Here is a 17,579-nt window from a genome sequence, read left to right on the forward strand (position 1 = left end):
AGGCCCTCACTTTTCGGAGATGGACGGCGAGTCGGGGAGAGGCGTGACGGTCGAAGGGACTTCGTCCGGCAGCTCTTCGAGATCGCCTTGGTTGATTGCCCGCGTGTAGAACGCGTCCTTGTAGACGCGAGCACCTTCAGCGGGCACGGGTTGGAAGTCCCTGTCGGGCATCAAGATCAGTCGGCCTTCGACCGGCATGATCTTTACGATCTGGATTGACATTAAAGCTCCAAGAGTTTCTGAACCTCGATACGCCCGTCAGGGCCTTGCGTTTTCCCTTGGGCGGCCAGGAGGTTCGGGTCCGCTTCGGGTTCGACTGCGTCCACGTTGATGCCGATGCGTTTGAGCAGCGGGACGTACGTGTACGGATTGCCTGTGCCTGCGAGCATGTTGAGGACGCCCTGCATTGCAGGCTGCGAGCACATGGCTTGCAGCATTGGCGTGATCCACGGCGCAGGGAATTTGTCGAGCTTGTCACAGAACGGGATCAGGGCCGGATGCGGCTGACCGTTGTCGACCCCGTACCATCCGGGCGGACAATCGTCGTTGATCTCGCACCGGAAGTGGAGACGCCGCGAGGCGAATCGGTTGTTACCTGTCTCGTCGCGCGTCGCGTGCGAGGTGATCGACTCAATGCGCTTCACGAACAGGCGAAACGCGTTCGTATAGACGCGGTTCGGAAGCTGGAAGAGCGCCCACTTCGTCTGTGTCTCGAATAGATCGAGCTGCGCTTCGAGCTGCGCGTCGGTCATCGGCAAGTCGAACACAACGTGCTGGACGTTGTCGATGATTTCCGTGTCGAAACTCCCGATCACGATCTCGACGCGCAGATCGACCCACCGCCTAAACGGCCCATCTCCACTCGCGCGGTTCTGCAATTCGCCGTTGTCGTCGTCGGTGTAGACCGTTATGCCGGGCATCGGCTTCTCGAACTTCCGAAACACCAACGGGTCGATACGGCTGTCGAAGACGCGGTCCTCTGCCATCGTAGGCGGAACGGTGTCGTCGGCTTGCTGTTGGAGCGCCACGCACGCGAGCGCTCGAAGCATCAAACGATTGAGGCTCACTTCTGTCTCCCCAATTGCACCATGCGCAGCTCGACGCCGCTCAGCCCATCAGGCCGAACGTCGGTGAGTTCGAACAGCTCGCCAGTGTCTTTGTGTTGAAGCCGGTCGCCCTGCGCGATGCCAGGGACATCGCAGGCCAGGGCCGTGACGCAGAGATGTCGCGTGGAGACATTCACCTCGCCGAGCCCGAGCGTCACGTCTTTGGCGTCACGCTCGTAGATGCCCTCGAACCCGTACGCAGGACGGCTCGGGTCGGGGACAGTCGGGAAGTTGATGCGCTGCGTCGTGTGCGGGAAGCAATTGAATGCTTCACCGTACTCTTCGATCAGCTCACGCAGGCTCTGTGCTTCAGCGTCGAACCAACTACCCGTTGATGACGACGACATGAATGCGCCTCACCAGCGTTCGCGCCGGGATCGCCACGTCGGCCGGGGTCACCGCGGCAGTCGCCGCAACGGTGATGGTCAGATCGACGTAGTAAGCGTCGCCCGCCAGGGCGTCGTCAGCGGCCGTCAACACGACAGCGCACTTGCCCGCGGGTGAGAACGCCTGCCCGGAGACGGTCGGCGTCTTCGGACTATCGGTCGCGACAGCGAATGTGGCGGCCGACAACTGCGCATTGCCGTTCGCCTTGAGCCATTCCGACCAATCGACGGTAAAGTCGACAGTGTCACGCTTCCGCATTTGGAAGCAGCCAAGCGCCGCGATCTGCGCGCTCTGTGAGGCGTCGCCATCCGGCTCGCACGCCGGGACGGTCACCGAGCGGCAATCAACCTGCCCGGCAGTGGAATAGACCAGCATCGCGCTACTTTCCGAATTTGATGTTGAAGCCGAGCGCGATAAGGCCGCCAACGAACGTCACGATCATAAAGATCACGGCTGAGCCGACTTTGGTGACGAGGTTGTCGTATGCCTTTCGCCATCGACGCAGAAACAAGAAATCCGACTGCGCTTCGATTTGCTCGGCGGGTGTGCTCGCGAGAAGTCCGCAAGCGGTAAACTCTGCGCGGATGGCTTCGCGAACTAATTTCGCCAGATCATCCGCAGTCATGCCGGAGACATCCATTTGCCCTACCGAGTTTGAGACCCCAGGTGGAGTTGTTCACCCCACCTCGCGGTCTGTGGTTGGTTAGGACAGAACGTCCGCATCCTTGACGGGCGACACTTCGTCGTCGTCGAGGCCGAGGACGTGGTCGCGCGCATGACCGTCCGCCTTCAGCTCGTCGGCCAGCTCCTTGCTGACGATGCCGCTGGCCGGATCGCTCTCTTCGCCGATCTCGAACACGGTGCCCGCAAGGTGCGTGGTGTTGTCGTGAACGTGATGCTCGCGCTCACGATTGCCGAACTTGATCTTCTCGGTGACGGGCTTGCCCTTGCCGTCGAAGACGGGGACGCCGATCACAACGCTCTTGGTGGTAACGATGGAAGCCATGACTTCTCTTTCTCCTGTGGGGTCAAAGCCGCTCCGTCGATAAGACGAAGCGGCCGAGCTACACGCGTGAGGTGACAGACCTTACGCGACGGTCAGCACGAACGTGGTGTTCGGGCGCTTGGGCGCAACCAGCGGCGCCGACTGCGTGACCATTTCGAGCCCCGACGGATTGAACAGCACCTTCGTCTTGGTGAACGAACGGCGTGCCTGAATCTCGGCGTCGAGGTCGATGATGGCGCCGTAGTACTGCGTGCCTTCCAGCGCGCCGGACGCGACACCGATCACGGTCTTGGCCGGGATGTACGGCTGCGAAGCACCCGCGTCATCGAGGTAGTACGAGTCGTACACCCACAGGTCGATCTTGCCCTGAAGCGTGCCCACGTACACCGGCTCGTTGAGCTTGGTGCGGGGGCCGCTGTCGACGCTGGTCTCGCCGGTCCCGGCGCTGCGACGGAAGCGGATGTCGATCAGGTCGGTGATCTGCGAGTTCTTCTTCAGAAGATTCCAAGCCTGACCGTCCATGACGAGGTCGGTGACGATGGCGCCCTTCGACAACTGAGTAACGAGCAGCGAGAAGGTCTCGATGTCGTTGATCGGCGTCGCGGTCGACTGGTCCCACTTCGCGCCGCCCGCCAGCGCTGCGGTCAGCGAGGCGTCGCGGCCGAAGTCAACGCGGGTGGTCGGGTACGACTCGCCCGAGATGGTGATGCCGCCCGTAACGAGGGCCTGCGCCGCCATCCATTCCAGCCGGTTGTCGATGGCGTCTTCGTGAAGGGTGAGGTACTCCATCACGATCTTGTCGAAGCGCTGCTTCGGCGTGAGCACACCGCCGTAAGCGCCCTCGCCAGCGAGGCGGGTGAACGCCTGATCGGGCCGCACCAGATCGGTCGGCTTGATGTAAGCCGGGGTGATCGTGCGGGTCCGGTAGCCCTCACGGACCATCGGCTTACCCGCAACCTGGGGCGCGACGAACGGGGCCATGCGACGACCGCGGTCGACGATGTCGAACTCGATCTGCTTGGTGTCGAAGAACTTCTGGTTTCCGAAGAACGTGCGGAGCAGCCACGGGTTGGGACGCACGATCTGCGTCACCATCGCGTCGAGTTCCCACGTCTCGTAACGAGAAATGTTCACGGTCATTGTATTTGCTTTCCCTTCGAAAGGACGGTTAGCCGGAGAAGCCCGGAGTGCGGAACGAGAAGCCCCGCCCCAGGAGCGCGGACTGCGCGGCGCCCGAGGTAGTGCCCGCGCCGAGCACGAGAGCGGCCGGGTTGAGGATCGCGCCGCTGACCATCACGTCGAAGGTCACGTCGGCGTTGGTGTTCGCGGTCGCGTCGACATCGGTGTTCAGGACCGCAATCGGGGTCTGCGAACCGTCGCCAGCGGCCGAAGCAGCGAGCTTCAGTTTGCCGGTGGCAGTGACGGCACCGAGCACGGAGCCCTTCGCGTAGACCACGCCGCCCGTGAGCGTCATGTTCTGGAAGCGCGGACGCGAGCCCGGCATTTCGAGATCATTGCCGGGAGCCCAAGAGTCGGCGTCAACGTGGCGAGCCGGGTAGGGAATGGAAGAGTAAGACATTGATTGCCCTTTGTGTGAGGTTACGAACGTTACGCGTTAGGCGCGCGCAAAGCCGCGGTTCTTGTTGAACGAGGACGCGGCGCCAGCGATCTCCGCAAGGCGCGCGGCCTTCGAATCGACTTCGCCATTGCCGCCGTCGTCCGAGACGTTCGGAGCGTGGCCCGCCATGAACGCGTCGACATCAGCCTGGGTCTTCCCGCCAGCCGGGGCCGCCTTCGGAGCTTCGACCTTCGCGGCCATCTTCGAGGCCAGGGCGACCGAGCCGCCTTCGTTCAGCGCTTCGACGAAGATCGCGACCTTGGGATTGTCGCCAGCGATCTCGGCGAACGCGGTGAGCAGCGCCTTGCGGTCGGTGGCGGCAGCGTCGAGCTTGGAGGTGAGTTCGGTGACGGAGGCAGTTGCTTCGGTCTTGCCGTTCGCAAACCCTTCCGCACGCGCCTTATCGAGGTCAGTCTGACCGTAGACGAGTTCTTTCATTTGACTTCCATTTGACGTGTAGCCCACGAAGGGCCGGTTAAGATGCTCGGTGAAGGCAGCAAGCACACTGCCTAAGCCACCAACACCGTCGACAAGTCCAAGCTCGTAGGCATCAGCGGGTCCGTAGACCCTTGCCTGCGTGTCCCGAACCACTTTCTCGTCAAGCTTGCGATTGCTCGCCACGGCGCTGACGAAATCTCCGTAGAGGGAATTGACGCTCGCCTGGATGTTAGCGCGAACGTCGTCGGGCAACGGCCCGAACGGGTTGCCGTCGATCTTGTGATCGCCTGCGTAGATGAAGGACACGACCATGCCGCGCTTCTCGACGGCCTTGGACATGTCGACGTGCTGGACGTAGACACCCACAGAGCCAACGCGCGAGTTCGGCGCGGCAAACATGCGGTCGCCGACAGAGCCGAGCCAGTAAGCCGCGCTGCCCGCCGTGGTGTTGGCGATAGTCCATACCGGCTTGCCCGCCTGCTTCGAGGCGCTCGGGATGTAGCTGACCAGCTCCGCGAGCCCGGCCGCCTCCCCGCCCCCGCTGTCGATGTCGAGCAGGATGCCACGGACCTTGTCGTCAGCGAGCAGCGCGTCGACCTCGGTGTGGAGCCGAGTATACGACATCATGTTGCCGCCGCTGCTCGATGCTTCGAGACTACCGCGGTGGATCAAGCCGCCCACGATGGGCAGCGTGACGATGCCGGTACGCGGGTTCATCACGGAACGGTTGTTCGGCCGGTTGTAGCTCTGCACTACATCGTCCGCCGCCATCGGCTGCACTTCGATGCGATCCGCCAGCACCGTTGTAACGACGCTGCCGTACTCCGGCGTAATGAGTAGCGGCACGTTGAATAAACGTGTCGCCAGATTTGCGAGATAAGTCATTTAGGTTCCGCCTCCACCGCCACCGGAGTCTTCCCCCGATCCGGCCTTCGCCATGTTCGCCTTGATCTTGTTGGCGTTCAGTTCGGGGTTAATGTCCTCGGGCTTCAGGCCAAGCTCGTTCATCACTCCCTTCTCCTGCGCCCGCTGCTGAAGAACCTTGCGCCAATCGCGACCGTCCTGTGCGCAAATCTCTTGCAGAGACATTGCACCCATGTCGTAGAGGACTTGGTCGGCTTGGTTCTCTTTGAGCGGATCGAGCCGCGGCTTCGACCACGTATCGAACGAACAGCGGCAGATCGCTTCGCGCATTTCGTAGAACGACTTCTTGCCGAGCATCGGGATCGACTTCTTGAGCGCGATCTGCTCTTCAAGCCAAGCCGCGAAGAACGGCACCGGGACCGCGTCGATGAACGACGAACGCCGCACTTCGTAGGAACGCCACACGTCGAACAGTGCGGCGCGAGCGCCACTATAATTCGTGGCTGAGAAGTCTTTCGTCAACGTGGCGTAGTCGACGCCGAGCGCAGACGCGAGCGTGTAGAGGTTGACAGAATTGAAGTCCTTCAGGGCAGACACCGATTGATTGCCCTGGATCATCTTCAACTCTTCGTTCGGCAGAAGGTGCGCAACCTTGCTCTTTCCGAACTTGAACTCCTGGCCCTTGTAGTAGGACGCGTTGTTCGCCATCATTTGCAGCGTGAAGTCGAGCACCGCGTTGCTCTTAATCGCGTTCGCGTTGTCCGCGCCGACCACCTTCATCGCCTGCTCGTAATCCAGATCAGATTGGATCACGGCCGCGTAGGTCGCGCGGATCGCCGCGCTTTCCAGCTCGGTGACGTTGTAGTCTTGAAGCAGCCGCATCGGGAGCAGCGCCGTCGTGAACGAGGTGATACCTCGCGTCATGTCAGGCTGATCGCGCTCCAAGAAGTGGATGACGTTCTGGCGGCCCCACGGGGTGTAACGAGGCACGCGGCGCCAGGAGAACTGCGAGGCGGCCGGTCCCCAAATCCACACGTCGCTCGGCGTGGACTCTCGAATGTGGTAGGCTACCGGGGCGCCATGCTGATCGCGCTCGACGCCCATTCGCCGCTTGCCCGTGTAGTCTGCCACCCCGCGAGGGTCCGACAGCCGCTCGGGTGCGAGCAGATGGAGGCACGTACGGTTGCCGTTCGGCGCCTTCTTCCATTCGATGGTCGCGAGCACCTCGCCGTCAGAGAAGAACGTCGAGTAGGCCGTCCGCATCAAACCGCTAAAGGTCTGCGCACGTTGTGCGTCGAGCGGAAACCACGGTGAAGTCGCTTCGACTTCCCACGCGTTCTCGATCATCTGCGCGTATTCGAGCGCCTCTTGCGGATCGACGCCGAGCAGTTCGGCGTTGGGCATGTAATTGAGTTTGAAATTCAGGCCGATGACCGCGTCGACCGTCGAGCGCGTGGCGCTGCGGCCGTACGGGTTGGTGCGCGCGGCATCCCGCGCCTCGGCCATGAAGTTGTCTTTGTTGCGCCACGCCATCGAGTCCGAAGACGACAGCGACGGCGTAAACCCGACGCGCCTGCGACCAGGGCCGATCTCCGACCCAAACTCGGCGAATGCGGCGGTGTGGTCGTTCACAAGTTCGGCCATGAGAAGAATCCTCGCGCAGGCCGCCCGCGCTGAACCTTCATGTTCGGGTTCAGATTAGGCAGGCCCGCAGCTTGAGCGCCTGGACATTGGGTGTAGAGCGTCTGGTAGAGCGACAGCAGCGCCGCCGCGTCGGGCTTCGCGTACTCGCTCCATCGGTCGTTGAAGCGCACAACCACACGCGTCTTTCCACTCACGCAGGCGACGTACGCTTCATAGAGCATCGCGCACTTGGCGACGCAGTCATTCGTACCACTCACGTCGTAGCGCCCCGGAGGGCACGCAGTGTTAGCCATCGTTATCTCTCCGGGGATCGTGTTTACTTGAACAGCTTGCCGACTTCATAAGCGTCGAGGCCCTTGGGCTGTTGTTCTTTCGGGGTGTTGAGCCGCACGAGCCAAGCATCCGTGTCGATGTTGAGGGAGCATCGAACTGCATGGTTGTAGACCATGAGATCGAGCATCTCGTTTCGACGATGACGCGGCTTCGTCCATTTCCGCTTCGGATACCCGTCGACGTACTCCGTCTCCGCGCGCTCCGAGGTCATCTGCGCAATCTTGTCGTCGTCGATACCCTCGTGGATATGGACGTAGCCAGGACCGGGCTTCAGATTCGAGTAGCGCGTGTAGATCGTCGTCTTCGCGTCATCGACCCCGATCAAGAAGAGCTTGATGTTGTCTTTGAAGCGCTGCTCCGACTGTATCCAGATCGGCTTCTGCTCACCGGACACGCCCTTGTGCGCGTACCAGCGACGACCGACCTTCAGCCACTTCGCGCTGAACTGATACGCGCGCTGGGTGAAGTGGCCACCCGAGTCGACGGTCGCCGCGGCGATGCCGAGCGTTTCCTTCGCCTCTCCGAGATGCGGGTATCCCTTCTGCAAGAACTGCGCGAGTTCATCCCACGCGGCATCCGTGCTCGGATCGAGCTGAATGACGTGATGTTCGAGCAGCCAGCATTCATCGCCCTTACCCCACGCTGTGACGAGCACCTCGATACGGTCGTCCTGCACGTCCGCAGCGGCGGTGAGCAAGACGGCGCGCTTCGGCACCTTCCTCGGGTCGTACTTCTCGCGCCGTTGCTTCAGCACGTCCGCATCAGCGAAACTGGAAATGCCACCGCGATAAGGAAGCCCTAGACGCGTGTTGAAGAACGTCTGCTCTTCTTCTGGCTTGCCTTCGGCGTCCGTCCAAGCTTTCGCCATTTCGCGCATCGACGACCAAGGCGAGTACAGCTCATTGATCCAGAAACCGACGTTGTTCGGCTTAGGATCGGTTTCTGCCACGAAGCATTTGAAGGGGGACTTCTTCAGATGCTCCCACTCACCTTCGCGAACGAGGCGACGCTTGGTCATCTCGTTCCACAGATCGCCGCAGCCTTCGCAGGCGTACTCCGCGTCGTTCTCGTGACCCTTCTTGAAGATCACGTTCTCCCACTTCAGCACTTGCTTCTGCGAGCACGACGGGCATGTGACGTGGAAGTAGTGCTGCTTCGTTTCTTTGAATAGTGCCACGATGACGCTGGTCTCTTCGTGGACCGGCGTCGAGACCCACAGCCCCTTGCGGTTGCGGTAGGTCGTTCGGCGTTTCTTCGCGAGCTGGACGGGCGAGCCTTCCTTGCCCGAGCTGATCGGCCAGCGGTCGATCTCGTCGCCTGTGACGACGCGGATGGGACGCATCGCGAGCTTGTTCGGCGTGTTGGCGCCGACGAAGTTGATCTGGCCACCGCGATACTCGGTGCCCGATGTCATCACGGCTTTCCAATCAGGCGAGTCTCGCACGGTGGTGCTGAACGACTCTTCCTGAAATCCGTCCGCTAGGTCTTGCGTGGGCCAAGCGGAGAGCTGCGCACAAGGCTCAGCTTCGCAGTAGTAGCCCTGCGCCGCGACAAGGATGGTGGTCTTGCCGACCTGGGATGACGTGATGAAGACGATGTCTTCGTTATCGGGGTCTGTGATCGCATCCATCATACCGCGTTGGAACGTGGCATCGCCGATGCGATACGGGCCGGGGCTTGCCGAGCGCTCGGGCGGGAGCACCAGCTTCTTTTCAGCCCACTCCGACAGCGACAGCTTCGGTTTGGGCTTCAGACCTTCGGCCAGACCCTCATACAGGGGGTCCGGTTGTTTCATCGTCCGCATAACCTTTCAGCGCGTTGAAGAGCGCGTATTGCGCTTGGTCGCAGCGCGTCTGCACTTTCAGCCGAACCTCCGCTTTCTTTTCGGGGTCCGCGAAGATCGAGGCGATCTCGGCGGGGAGGTTCTGCAAGATGTTCGCAATCGCTTGCCCGGCCGAGACGCCAGCCGAGTAAACGCCGGATCGCTCCACCAGCTCGCCCCGCTCCCGCTTCAGCCGCGCCTCTGCGCGGTCAAGCTCGGCGCGCAGCTTCTGCTCGCGCAACTCCGACAGGCGCGATTGCGCAGCCACTACGCTGTGCGGTGACGGGCGCGTCTGCGCCATATCGACGCCAAGCACCTCGCGATCCTCCGCGCTCAGCTCGACTCCGTTGAGCGGCGTGATCTTCGCGTCGGCGATCTGTCCTGTGCCGTTGCTGAACTGTTGAGCGACAACGCGAACGCCATGCTCACTCATTTGGAAGCCGCGCACCTTCATCGCTTCCTCTACGTCGTAGAGGTTCGCGCGGTCGGGGTTGAGCACGCCCTTCCTTTTGAGCTGCGAGATGCGCTGTTCACTGACGCCGAAGAGGGTCGCGATGCTCTTTGCGGGGAGCTTCCGCGGCAACTCAGGCATGTAACCACTTCCGCATCCACGTAAGCAGCTTCTTGTTGTCTCGATACAGCGAGATCAGACCCGCTTCGAAACCGAGAATGATCTGCTCTTCGCGGTCATCCTTCCCGCGCTTCATGCGTTCGAGGCCCTGATTGTCGAATATGACGTGGAGGCACTCGTGCAGAAAGATTCCGACAGCGTGATTTGCGTCCGTGAGATTTTTCACCCACAGTTTGATCTCACGAGTCTCGAAATCTGACTGCCCGCAGTTGTCTTCCTCGAACACGTCGAGGATCACGACTGTCCAATCGTACGCGCCGATCTTGACGACGCTCGGCAGCTCAGCAACACAAGCGTCAACACTGCCTCGGCGACGAGGCGACTGCGAATTTGCCATGACGGGGGTCTCCGAAGGGGTGTTAGATGACGTTTCTCCTGCGTCTGACGCATGACTGCGCGATGCATCAAGAGTGCGGATTTTCGCTAAAACGGTGCGGACTTTCGGGGGCGGCGAATGCCCCCGGTAGACGGGGGTGGGCCTAGCAGGGACCCGGACCCGGGGGGTGGTTGCGATCACGGTCTGTTACAACGTGCAGCAACCCCTTGATATGTCTAGCTATTGGCGCAATCACGCCGGATTACAGCGGAGCGCGGCGCCGCATGGCATGCCGCTTGCTTTGCATGCGGATTGCGCATAGCGCGACATGGCGCGGACAAGCGCGCGGCCTGTTAGGAGGCCATTAGGCAAAGACGCTAGAGCGCGGGAAAGCCTTGCGTTATCAGGAACGAAAGCCCGCACGCACGCTTGTCATGCTGTTAGGTTTGTGATCTAACAATGCATGCGGCCCCCACGGCCGCCTCTCGAAAGGACAACGCCATGTCAACGCCAAGTGTATTCAACGTCACAGCGAAACGGGTTGGCGGCCTACGGTTCTTCCGTATCGGCCGCTTTTGTTTTTCGTTCTGCATTGCGAGGGCGCGCTAATGAACTCACACACAGCAAACGCTAAGCTGGTTGAACTCTGCCAACTAATGGGTATTGAGGCGACCTATTTTTGCGGCCTCTATACCCTGCGACATAATGGCGAGTTCATCGGCCGAATGTGCGCGGAGTCGTGGCTTAGCCGGTTCCGCGATTGCATGACGCTTGCCGCGAGGGCGCGCTAATGTTCGCCGCTTACATGATCGAACTTGCGCGCGGCGTTACCATCGCGCTTTCAATCGCAATCGTCATTCTATTCGCGGCCGTTGGCTGCATGCTCAATAAGCGCGACGCGGCAAACGCCAGCCGCGTCCAGGGCTTTCGCGCGTCTAGCTCGTTAGTTGCGTCACCTCACAAATAGGACGAAACGCGCGCAAGCGCGTCTAGCGGTCAGGCCGCTACTGATGAGTCCAACGAAAGGAACTAACGCCAATGACAACGCCAAGTGACAAGCTCGAAAACGCGCGGCGCCAAGCTATCGCGCAATTTCACTCCATTGTGGAAACGGTCTCTGCTCTTCGCAAAGCAGAGCAAACCGACAACGAAGATGCACGCGAGGACGCAACGCGCGCAATCGAAGAGGACGCGCTAAGCGTCGAAGTTAGAAGCGAGTGGTATTCCCCCGGTAGCGAAAGCGCGCCCAATGCTCCGGCTGAATTCCGTATCCTGCTTTGCACGGGCGGACCGGCTGTGCAGATTGTTGGCGAGTTGGATCAATACCGCCAACCGGAAAGCGCGCGAATCCAATTCCAAGATTGGTTTACGCCCTGGACGGATTGGAGGCCCGCTAACTCCGACAACGTCGAAAAGATTCTTCTCGCCTATGCCTCCTGCTTTTATTTCGGAGGCTAAGCCCATGCCTGAATTCATCCTGAACGATTGCCCTGCCCCGCGTTCCTATGACGCGCTTTCCGATTTCGCCAAAGGCTATGTGGAGGCAATGTTTTTCACGAATGGCGATACCGGGGACGAACGCGAGAATCTTCTAAACGACCTCGGAGTCGAGCGTCTAGCGCGCGCTTCAATCCGCGAGATCAAAGCCGATTGCGATTCGTTCCTTGGCTACATCATGCCGGACGGCTGCTTTGCGCAGCAATGGATCAATCGCGCGACCGAGTCGCACGGTTACAGTGACGAACAGGCCGGACGGGATTTTTGGTTCTCACGTCAAGGTCATGGCGTCGGCTTTTGGGACCGCGGCTTAGGCCAAATCGGGGACGAATTGCACAAAGCCGCAAAGACGTTCGGCGAGTCCTACTGCGAAGTTTATCGCGGTTGGATTCACGTTCGCTAATTCGAAAGGGATTAACGCCAATGGCAAAGCAAGCCGAAACGTTCTCTGTTGATGTCGAATATACCGACACGTTCGCGGGAGAAGCTAACTATTCATGGGTTAAGCGCGAAACCCTGGAATTGCCTGTCGGGCTTTCTGACCTCGCTGTGATGCGACGCGCTAAGGCCGCAATGGGTCTAAGCGGCGTTCGAGGTCGCGCCTATTGCAATGGCGATACATGGGAGTTCCGCCCGTATCGTTCATGCACCGTCATGTTTGCGAACGTTCGTTACTAGGACGAAACGCGCTTTCGAGCGCGTCTAGCGGTCATGCCGCTACTGATGAGTCCTCGAAAGGAAAGACAACGCCATGTCACGCCCACAACACCATAGCGGAATCAAATGGCAGTTTGAAACTGCCAATTTCACCGTCACGTTTCGCATCGAACGCCAGCACGGGTATAAATACGATGGTGACGACACGGAAGGCGAAACGCAAGCCGCGCTAGACAGCGGCGAATATGTCGCGTTCGCTTCCTTCGTTGAAGTGGAGTTTGACGGTGAAACTATCGGCCGCGATTCCCTTTACGGTAGCGTGTACGGCCGCGACAACGTAGCAGAGTTTTGGACCGCTCATCGCGGCGCCGACCCGCTAGACCGCAACTGCTCAATCATGCGAGCGAAGCGCGGCGCCAACGTTTGCATATGCCACTACTTCCCCGAAATGGTGCGAATCGCCATTAGCGAAGCGCGCGCGACCGTTGCCGCGCGTCGCGCGAAACTCGAGTCTATGCCCCGCATGCGGGAGGTCGCATGATGCAAAAATATCGCGCGGACTATTCGGAATCTCAAGGGGACGGCGCAACGCTATGGTTTGCGCGTTGGTTTGGCGGTCCCACACTCTCGAAAGTCGAGAATTGCCAACTCGCCAACATGTCGGGCGATATGCGGCGAACGGTTTACATAACCGGGCCTGTCGATACTTTCTTTTCAATTCCCGCCGTTTGCAGTTTGGCCGGTTGTCGCGTTCGCGGTTACGTCACAACCGACGATAACGGGAATTACGTTTTCCGCCATTGCTACTACTAGGACGAAACGCGCTTTCGAGCGCGTCTAGCGGTCATGCCGCTACTGATGAGTCCAATTCGAAAGGATGCAACGCCAATGCACACTGAGCTTTATTGTCCGCGCCTTGACGCGCTTGATAGCGTCGCGGCCATTCGCGCCATTCACCAAGCTTACCTGCAACTAGCCGCTACATCAGACGTTGCGGAAAGCGAAAGCTTTGACAATCACCCGGCCATGGCTTCGTTGGCTGCGATTCTCAAATCTTGCGGCCATCAGGGATTCTAACCAATGACAAACCGTGACTACGCCATGACCTGTTTTGCGCTCGCTTGCCTGCCAACCCCCGACGATAGCGGCGGGGGCGAATCGTCTATTGAGCCCCCATGACTTCGCCCTGGCGTTTCGACGCTAGGGGATTAGAAGCCAAAAACGCCGCGAGATTGATTTCTCGCGGCGTTTTTCTTTGCGTGCTTCACAAATATTTTCGAGCCAATTCGGGCCTCAGAAACCCGGACTGAGCGCGGCGTTTGATCGCGCGCTATCAGACACTAGGCAACGGGAGAAGCGAACGTGCGACGCGCTAATGCAATCCTAGAGGCATGTTGCGGATTTATCAAAATGTCACACGGGCTTTTCGGCCTTTTTGTACCGCATGGCGCGTTATTGTGGCGTTTGAGCACTGAAGGATTTTGAAAGCTCACAATCCGGTCAACCGTGAAGCTCGTCGAAAGCATCTAACAGAAAAAGTGTCTCGCAAAAAATTTTCTCGCGCGCGTGCGTGCGCGTGTGTGCATGCAAAGCAGACGGGCGCGACCCACGACGGTATTCAGCAAGGCACTCCCGCCAGCGCAGCAAGCTTACTCTCGTCGTGGGTCGCACAGAGCTGCATCGTCGTGACCCCCGTCCGACGCATGCAGCGAGCCCGACACCCATACGGTATGCCCGGCTCCGCGCCCTCGGGCGCGCTGTTTGGGTGAGCAGCGATAATCGGTGAAGCGCATCGTTGAAGCGGCGTCGGCGACAAGCACCGCGCCATACTAAGTTGATTGGTCGCCCTTCGATTACGCTGCTCAGCTCGTTTCGCAGTTTTTGGTTTTCTCGTTCTGCGAATTTTCGTTTTTCGTTTAGTCGTTGAATCGTTCAGGTGGGGGTATCACTGAACGCGGCGATCAGTTGGCTCGCATTCGACCGTGGCGTCCACGCCTTCACGTTTCGTCGCCAGGATCGCAGCGGCGCGCTGCTCGCACGCGTTGTCGGTGATCTTGTATAGCTCGGGCAGACGCTCCACGATGGGAGGTTGACCGACGATGAACACCGTCACCACGATCTGCAAGAGCTGCGTCGCGATCATGTGAGCACGTTGAGCTTCGCTGCGTCGAATTGAGCGAACGCATCGCCCATCCACTTCCGCACCTTGCCGCTCAGCACAAACGACGCGCCGCTCTTGACGAAGTCAGCGAACGGCATTGCGACCTTGTCGACCGCTTCGTTCGCCTGTTCGTCGAGCTTGCCGATCTCGATAGCGCCAGCGGGCGCAGTGAAGTCGGTGTCGTTGATATGGTTCGCAACGGGGATATGGCGCGAGCCAGCCAGGGCGGCCAAAACGGGCGCGACCTCGTCGAGCGATTGGGTTGCCGGTCCCACCACATGCAGCACCACGACACGCAGCTTGCCAGCCTTCGCCAGATCGAGGAAGCCGATCTCGCTCAGCATGCGCAGCGTGGGCGTCAGCAAGCCAGCGCGGATGTCGATCACGGTGACAGCGGTCGGCGACACGTTGTCGAAGACCTTCATCTGGTCGAGCGACTTGGTCAGGTCGACGATGGTGCTCTGCGCCGGATAGAAACGCTGCAATGCGCCACCAGGGCTCTCAGTGTCGTACGCCTTGAACTCGATGGCGTTCTGGTTGAAGTAGTCGAGCAGCAAACGCGTGACGGTCGTTTTGCCAACGCCGCCCTTGTCAGCGCCAATGATGTAGACGGTGGGTGTCATGGGGGTTCTCCTAAGTTGAAATTGCATCTGAGTTGGCGTCCTGCCACGCCTCGCCTGCTGCACTCAGAAAGCAGCGCCCGCACACGCCACGCCGTTGACCGAGCGGACAGGTTGCGGCCCTGAACGAGCGTGACAGCACGAGGCGCTGGTCTAGCGCGACGCCCTAATGGTCAGAGGCCCGAGGGGTTCAATTACGTGCCGCTCGCAGCCTTTGCGCGCGCGACAGCTTGTTCGAGTTCGTGCATCAGCACAGGCTCCAACCCGCTCGGGATTGCGCTGGCGATATGCGCCGTACTCGGATTGCCGGGCCGGATCATTTCCTTCGGGATTATGGGACCCCAAAGCGTTCTGATCTTGCCGCCCTTGTTGTGGCGACCGATACGCTTCACTATTTCGGTCGCTCCGCTCTTGAAGCGGATCACGAACGCGCCCTTGAACGAGCGCGATTTATTCCACGGTGCAGCGGAAGGATTCTTCTTGCCGGGCTTCAACGATCTCGCGAAGTCGGACACCTTCATCGCTTGGTCTGTCGCAACGATGCGATAGAATAGTCGGCGCGGATGCGCGCGATCTGCTTTGATCGCCTTCATCACGCGGCCGTATTTTGCGCCGGTCTCTTGCGCTACGTCACGGCGTACTGCGGTGAGCAGCTTGTCGCCGAGCTTGTTGATCGCGTTGTAGAGCGCGCGATCCTGCACCTCTTTCGAGTACACGTTCAGCGCAACGCTCAAACGCGACATCGCATCGGTGAGGTCGACGTAGATCACGCCGCCATTGGCTACGGGTGCGCGTGGAAACACCCCGTGGGATTGGCGGTACGTTTTGGTTGGGCCTTGATAGCTCGTCTGAGTGCCAGCCATTCCACGCCCCTAAAGCAACGCCAGTAGATCAGCGTCTACACGCGCTCCCTTCGCCGCGTTTTCAACGGCCGGAAGTATTTGCAGATTCCACAAGCGGTGTGGGCCACCCTTAGACAGAGGGACTATATGGTCTACCTCGTGCGGGATACCCGTCCGGCGTGACGACGCGCGAGCACGACGGTAAATCGCCGCTATTTGCGCTTTCTCAGTCGGGTCGGTCGCTACTTCTGCATTCTTCAACAAAGCGCGACGTCGGGCGGTGCGCGCGTATATCTTTTCAGGGTATCGATTCGCCCATCGTCGAAAACGCGCTCTACATTTATCCCTGTTCCGTCGCGCCCAAGCTGAGGCTAGGTCGCGAGCCATGTTTGGATTGGCCTCGCGCCAGCGCTTAACTCGGGCCACCGCTTCCGCCGAGTGCGAGGCCGCGTACGTCCGAGACCTCGCGCGCTCGGCTTCGATGTTAGTATGATAGCGTCTGCGCTTTTGTGCTCGTCTACGCTCTTGCCGCGCCTCGACGCTGAGGCCCAACGATGCGGGCAAGTTTCACCGCGGCCGGAGCGTTAGCGGCGAACGCACGATCTTGCGCGCATCCTGGCGGATCGTCTGCACGAAGCGCTGCACGTTCTGCTTTGCCGCGGCGGTGTCACCCTTGCGGATGTTGTTGATTGCCTGCCGCGTCAGATCGCGGCGCTGGCCACAGTTGCAGCCCATAGCTGATCTCCGAAATGAAGAGGCCCCGGAGCGTTGGTGCTCACGGGGCCTCGTGGTTGCCTGCCGGTACAGGCTCGTCTTTCGCCGCCATCTCAAAGCGGGCCGCAAGGGCTGGCCGTTGAGGTAGGAGAGCGTCTGCCCAAGACGATCAGGGCTTCCGGTTCAAGCGACGGGCGAGGCCATCGGCCGGGTTAGGACCGCGTTCGAGGCTTTCCCTTCGCCTCACCCATCTCTGCATCCCCGTTATGGCCTAGTTGACATCCGGGGGTCAACTTAGGGGGCACTAACGGGGCATCCGAAAGATTACAAATCTTACAGAATTGCCAAGGCCGGTTTCAGGGCCGGGACCGCCAGCGTCTTCATCAGCGAGGCTAGATTCCGCTTCAGGTCGGCCAGGGCGCCGTTGTTGTCGACCACGAAGTCGCACATCCAGGGCTCGATGGTCAGCGAGGTGCGCGGCTCGCGGTACTCCAATCGCTCGCACGCATCGATCCAGATCGCCACGTCGAAGACACCCGCATTCCGCAGCGCGTGAAACTCGCGAGCGTTTCGGTTGCCGACGTAGAGATCGTATTCGGCGAAGATCGCGCGACCGAGCGTGGTGAGGTCGGCAGCGTTCGATGCGGCGATCAGGTTGAACCACGTAGCGCGTTCGTTCGCGCGGTCATCGTAGCACTCTTGCGCCGACGAGTAGCGACCGGGCTGCGTCGCGTTGAAATGCGGAAACACGACGCGCTCTGCCATGAACCAGCTCGACGAGACGAACGTCGCGCCGAAGTTGTCGCGCAGGATTTCGGCGGCGGTGTCCTTGCCATGGCGGCCGTGCCCGACAACCATCATGCGATAGGGGAAACTCATGTGTCAGTGCCCGAAGATGCTGAAGAGATCGAAGCCGCGGCCTT

At 60.3% G+C, this 17,579-nt stretch carries 24 protein-coding genes; 4 read left to right on the forward strand and 20 right to left on the reverse strand.

Going from position 1 to position 17,579, the window contains the following annotated elements; all coding sequences use genetic code 11:
- Positions 1-6 precede the first annotated feature (6 nt).
- From AC0L30_RS25050 to AC0L30_RS25115, 14 genes are all read right to left on the reverse strand, one after another.
- Positions 7-222 (reverse strand): DUF2635 domain-containing protein, encoded by a 216-nt coding sequence (locus AC0L30_RS25050; RefSeq protein WP_473405424.1) that lies wholly within the window; start codon positions 220-222, stop codon positions 7-9.
- Positions 222-1,067 (reverse strand): hypothetical protein, encoded by an 846-nt coding sequence (locus AC0L30_RS25055; protein ID WP_473405425.1) that lies wholly within the window; start codon positions 1,065-1,067, stop codon positions 222-224. The genes AC0L30_RS25050 and AC0L30_RS25055 overlap by 1 nt, the downstream gene beginning before the upstream one ends.
- Positions 1,064-1,453, reverse strand: a complete 390-nt coding sequence (locus AC0L30_RS25060; protein WP_473405426.1) for a head-tail joining protein — start codon at positions 1,451-1,453, stop codon at positions 1,064-1,066. The genes AC0L30_RS25055 and AC0L30_RS25060 overlap by 4 nt, the downstream gene beginning before the upstream one ends.
- Positions 1,431-1,868, reverse strand: a complete 438-nt coding sequence (locus tag AC0L30_RS25065; protein WP_473405427.1) for a hypothetical protein — start codon at positions 1,866-1,868, stop codon at positions 1,431-1,433. The genes AC0L30_RS25060 and AC0L30_RS25065 overlap by 23 nt, the downstream gene beginning before the upstream one ends.
- A gap of 4 nt (positions 1,869-1,872) precedes the next feature.
- Positions 1,873-2,133: a hypothetical protein gene (locus tag AC0L30_RS25070; protein WP_473405428.1), complete on the reverse strand. Its 261-nt coding sequence runs from the start codon at positions 2,131-2,133 to the stop codon at positions 1,873-1,875.
- A 63-nt stretch (positions 2,134-2,196) separates the two neighbouring features.
- Positions 2,197-2,499: a hypothetical protein gene (locus AC0L30_RS25075; RefSeq protein ID WP_473405429.1), complete on the reverse strand. Its 303-nt coding sequence runs from the start codon at positions 2,497-2,499 to the stop codon at positions 2,197-2,199.
- 81 nt (positions 2,500-2,580) lie between these two features.
- A complete protein-coding gene (locus tag AC0L30_RS25080; RefSeq protein ID WP_473405430.1) occupies positions 2,581-3,594 on the reverse strand; it encodes a major capsid protein in 1,014 nt (337 codons plus the stop codon).
- Positions 3,595-3,667: 73 nt separating this feature from the next.
- Complete coding sequence (locus AC0L30_RS25085; RefSeq protein WP_473405431.1) at positions 3,668-4,078, reverse strand: head decoration protein; 411 nt, start codon at positions 4,076-4,078, stop codon at positions 3,668-3,670.
- A gap of 36 nt (positions 4,079-4,114) precedes the next feature.
- Positions 4,115-5,440, reverse strand: coding sequence for a S49 family peptidase (locus AC0L30_RS25090; RefSeq protein WP_473405432.1), 1,326 nt, complete (start codon positions 5,438-5,440; stop codon positions 4,115-4,117).
- Entirely contained in the window at positions 5,441-7,063 is a 1,623-nt protein-coding gene (locus AC0L30_RS25095) for a phage portal protein (RefSeq protein WP_473405433.1), read from the reverse strand.
- Positions 7,048-7,356: a hypothetical protein gene (locus tag AC0L30_RS25100; protein WP_473405434.1), complete on the reverse strand. Its 309-nt coding sequence runs from the start codon at positions 7,354-7,356 to the stop codon at positions 7,048-7,050. The genes AC0L30_RS25095 and AC0L30_RS25100 overlap by 16 nt, the downstream gene beginning before the upstream one ends.
- Before the next feature lie 23 nt (positions 7,357-7,379).
- Positions 7,380-9,191: a phage terminase large subunit family protein gene (locus AC0L30_RS25105; RefSeq protein ID WP_473405435.1), complete on the reverse strand. Its 1,812-nt coding sequence runs from the start codon at positions 9,189-9,191 to the stop codon at positions 7,380-7,382.
- On the reverse strand, positions 9,166-9,810 hold the full coding sequence (locus AC0L30_RS25110) for a hypothetical protein (RefSeq protein ID WP_473405436.1): 645 nt from the start codon (positions 9,808-9,810) through the stop codon (positions 9,166-9,168). Before AC0L30_RS25110 ends, AC0L30_RS25105 begins: the two co-directional genes overlap by 26 nt.
- Complete coding sequence (locus AC0L30_RS25115) at positions 9,803-10,186, reverse strand: hypothetical protein (RefSeq protein ID WP_473405437.1); 384 nt, start codon at positions 10,184-10,186, stop codon at positions 9,803-9,805. Before AC0L30_RS25115 ends, AC0L30_RS25110 begins: the two co-directional genes overlap by 8 nt.
- A gap of 1,017 nt (positions 10,187-11,203) precedes the next feature.
- On the opposite strand from AC0L30_RS25115, the gene AC0L30_RS25120 reads away from it, so the two are divergent.
- The 4 genes from AC0L30_RS25120 to AC0L30_RS25135 all read left to right on the forward strand — a co-directional run bounded on the left by AC0L30_RS25120 (position 11,204) and on the right by AC0L30_RS25135 (position 12,860).
- Complete coding sequence (locus AC0L30_RS25120) at positions 11,204-11,623, forward strand: hypothetical protein (protein WP_473405438.1); 420 nt, start codon at positions 11,204-11,206, stop codon at positions 11,621-11,623.
- A gap of 4 nt (positions 11,624-11,627) precedes the next feature.
- On the forward strand, positions 11,628-12,065 hold the full coding sequence (locus AC0L30_RS25125) for a hypothetical protein (RefSeq protein ID WP_473405439.1): 438 nt from the start codon (positions 11,628-11,630) through the stop codon (positions 12,063-12,065).
- A gap of 20 nt (positions 12,066-12,085) precedes the next feature.
- A complete protein-coding gene (locus AC0L30_RS25130; protein ID WP_473405440.1) occupies positions 12,086-12,340 on the forward strand; it encodes a hypothetical protein in 255 nt (84 codons plus the stop codon).
- 73 nt (positions 12,341-12,413) lie between these two features.
- Positions 12,414-12,860, forward strand: a complete 447-nt coding sequence (locus tag AC0L30_RS25135; RefSeq protein ID WP_473405441.1) for a hypothetical protein — start codon at positions 12,414-12,416, stop codon at positions 12,858-12,860.
- Between the two features lie 1,404 nt (positions 12,861-14,264).
- On the opposite strand, the gene AC0L30_RS25140 is transcribed toward AC0L30_RS25135, so the two are convergent.
- The 6 genes from AC0L30_RS25140 to AC0L30_RS25165 form a co-directional block, all read right to left on the reverse strand.
- Positions 14,265-14,462: a hypothetical protein gene (locus AC0L30_RS25140; protein ID WP_473405442.1), complete on the reverse strand. Its 198-nt coding sequence runs from the start codon at positions 14,460-14,462 to the stop codon at positions 14,265-14,267.
- Positions 14,459-15,103: a P-loop NTPase family protein gene (locus AC0L30_RS25145; protein ID WP_473405443.1), complete on the reverse strand. Its 645-nt coding sequence runs from the start codon at positions 15,101-15,103 to the stop codon at positions 14,459-14,461. Before AC0L30_RS25145 ends, AC0L30_RS25140 begins: the two co-directional genes overlap by 4 nt.
- Positions 15,104-15,294: 191 nt before the next feature.
- Positions 15,295-15,963 carry a hypothetical protein gene (locus tag AC0L30_RS25150; RefSeq protein ID WP_473405444.1) on the reverse strand — a complete coding sequence of 223 codons (669 nt, stop codon included), beginning with the start codon at positions 15,961-15,963 and terminating at the stop codon, positions 15,295-15,297.
- 9 nt (positions 15,964-15,972) lie between these two features.
- Entirely contained in the window at positions 15,973-16,329 is a 357-nt protein-coding gene (locus AC0L30_RS25155; RefSeq protein ID WP_473405445.1) for an HNH endonuclease signature motif containing protein, read from the reverse strand.
- A 180-nt stretch (positions 16,330-16,509) separates the two neighbouring features.
- Positions 16,510-16,677: a hypothetical protein gene (locus AC0L30_RS25160; protein ID WP_473405446.1), complete on the reverse strand. Its 168-nt coding sequence runs from the start codon at positions 16,675-16,677 to the stop codon at positions 16,510-16,512.
- A 312-nt stretch (positions 16,678-16,989) separates the two neighbouring features.
- Positions 16,990-17,535 (reverse strand): hypothetical protein, encoded by a 546-nt coding sequence (locus AC0L30_RS25165; protein WP_473405447.1) that lies wholly within the window; start codon positions 17,533-17,535, stop codon positions 16,990-16,992.
- Positions 17,536-17,579 lie beyond the last annotated feature (44 nt).

It is taken from the genome of Bradyrhizobium sp. MI1.11, assembly GCF_055811255.1.

Excerpts from the sequence above, each read along its gene's own strand:
- AC0L30_RS25135 (WP_473405441.1), top strand. The coding sequence starts at position 12,414 with ATGTCACGCCCACAACACCATAGCGGAATCAAATGGCAGTTTGAAACT.
- AC0L30_RS25075 (WP_473405429.1), bottom strand. The coding sequence starts at position 2,499 with ATGGCTTCCATCGTTACCACCAAGAGCGTTGTGATCGGCGTCCCCGTC.
- AC0L30_RS25130 (WP_473405440.1), top strand. The coding sequence starts at position 12,086 with ATGGCAAAGCAAGCCGAAACGTTCTCTGTTGATGTCGAATATACCGAC.
- AC0L30_RS25060 (WP_473405426.1), bottom strand. The coding sequence starts at position 1,453 with ATGTCGTCGTCATCAACGGGTAGTTGGTTCGACGCTGAAGCACAGAGC.
- AC0L30_RS25100 (WP_473405434.1), bottom strand. The coding sequence starts at position 7,356 with ATGGCTAACACTGCGTGCCCTCCGGGGCGCTACGACGTGAGTGGTACG.
- AC0L30_RS25105 (WP_473405435.1), bottom strand. The coding sequence starts at position 9,191 with ATGAAACAACCGGACCCCCTGTATGAGGGTCTGGCCGAAGGTCTGAAG.
- AC0L30_RS25050 (WP_473405424.1), bottom strand. The coding sequence starts at position 222 with ATGTCAATCCAGATCGTAAAGATCATGCCGGTCGAAGGCCGACTGATC.
- AC0L30_RS25125 (WP_473405439.1), top strand. The coding sequence starts at position 11,628 with ATGCCTGAATTCATCCTGAACGATTGCCCTGCCCCGCGTTCCTATGAC.
- AC0L30_RS25160 (WP_473405446.1), bottom strand. The coding sequence starts at position 16,677 with ATGGGCTGCAACTGTGGCCAGCGCCGCGATCTGACGCGGCAGGCAATC.
- AC0L30_RS25145 (WP_473405443.1), bottom strand. The coding sequence starts at position 15,103 with ATGACACCCACCGTCTACATCATTGGCGCTGACAAGGGCGGCGTTGGC.
- AC0L30_RS25095 (WP_473405433.1), bottom strand. The coding sequence starts at position 7,063 with ATGGCCGAACTTGTGAACGACCACACCGCCGCATTCGCCGAGTTTGGG.
- AC0L30_RS25155 (WP_473405445.1), bottom strand. The coding sequence starts at position 16,329 with ATGGCTCGCGACCTAGCCTCAGCTTGGGCGCGACGGAACAGGGATAAA.
- AC0L30_RS25080 (WP_473405430.1), bottom strand. The coding sequence starts at position 3,594 with ATGGTGACGCAGATCGTGCGTCCCAACCCGTGGCTGCTCCGCACGTTC.
- AC0L30_RS25115 (WP_473405437.1), bottom strand. The coding sequence starts at position 10,186 with ATGGCAAATTCGCAGTCGCCTCGTCGCCGAGGCAGTGTTGACGCTTGT.
- AC0L30_RS25165 (WP_473405447.1), bottom strand. The coding sequence starts at position 17,535 with ATGAGTTTCCCCTATCGCATGATGGTTGTCGGGCACGGCCGCCATGGC.
- AC0L30_RS25065 (WP_473405427.1), bottom strand. The coding sequence starts at position 1,868 with ATGCTGGTCTATTCCACTGCCGGGCAGGTTGATTGCCGCTCGGTGACC.
- AC0L30_RS25150 (WP_473405444.1), bottom strand. The coding sequence starts at position 15,963 with ATGGCTGGCACTCAGACGAGCTATCAAGGCCCAACCAAAACGTACCGC.
- AC0L30_RS25090 (WP_473405432.1), bottom strand. The coding sequence starts at position 5,440 with ATGACTTATCTCGCAAATCTGGCGACACGTTTATTCAACGTGCCGCTA.
- AC0L30_RS25070 (WP_473405428.1), bottom strand. The coding sequence starts at position 2,133 with ATGGATGTCTCCGGCATGACTGCGGATGATCTGGCGAAATTAGTTCGC.
- AC0L30_RS25085 (WP_473405431.1), bottom strand. The coding sequence starts at position 4,078 with ATGTCTTACTCTTCCATTCCCTACCCGGCTCGCCACGTTGACGCCGAC.
- AC0L30_RS25110 (WP_473405436.1), bottom strand. The coding sequence starts at position 9,810 with ATGCCTGAGTTGCCGCGGAAGCTCCCCGCAAAGAGCATCGCGACCCTC.
- AC0L30_RS25120 (WP_473405438.1), top strand. The coding sequence starts at position 11,204 with ATGACAACGCCAAGTGACAAGCTCGAAAACGCGCGGCGCCAAGCTATC.
- AC0L30_RS25140 (WP_473405442.1), bottom strand. The coding sequence starts at position 14,462 with ATGATCGCGACGCAGCTCTTGCAGATCGTGGTGACGGTGTTCATCGTC.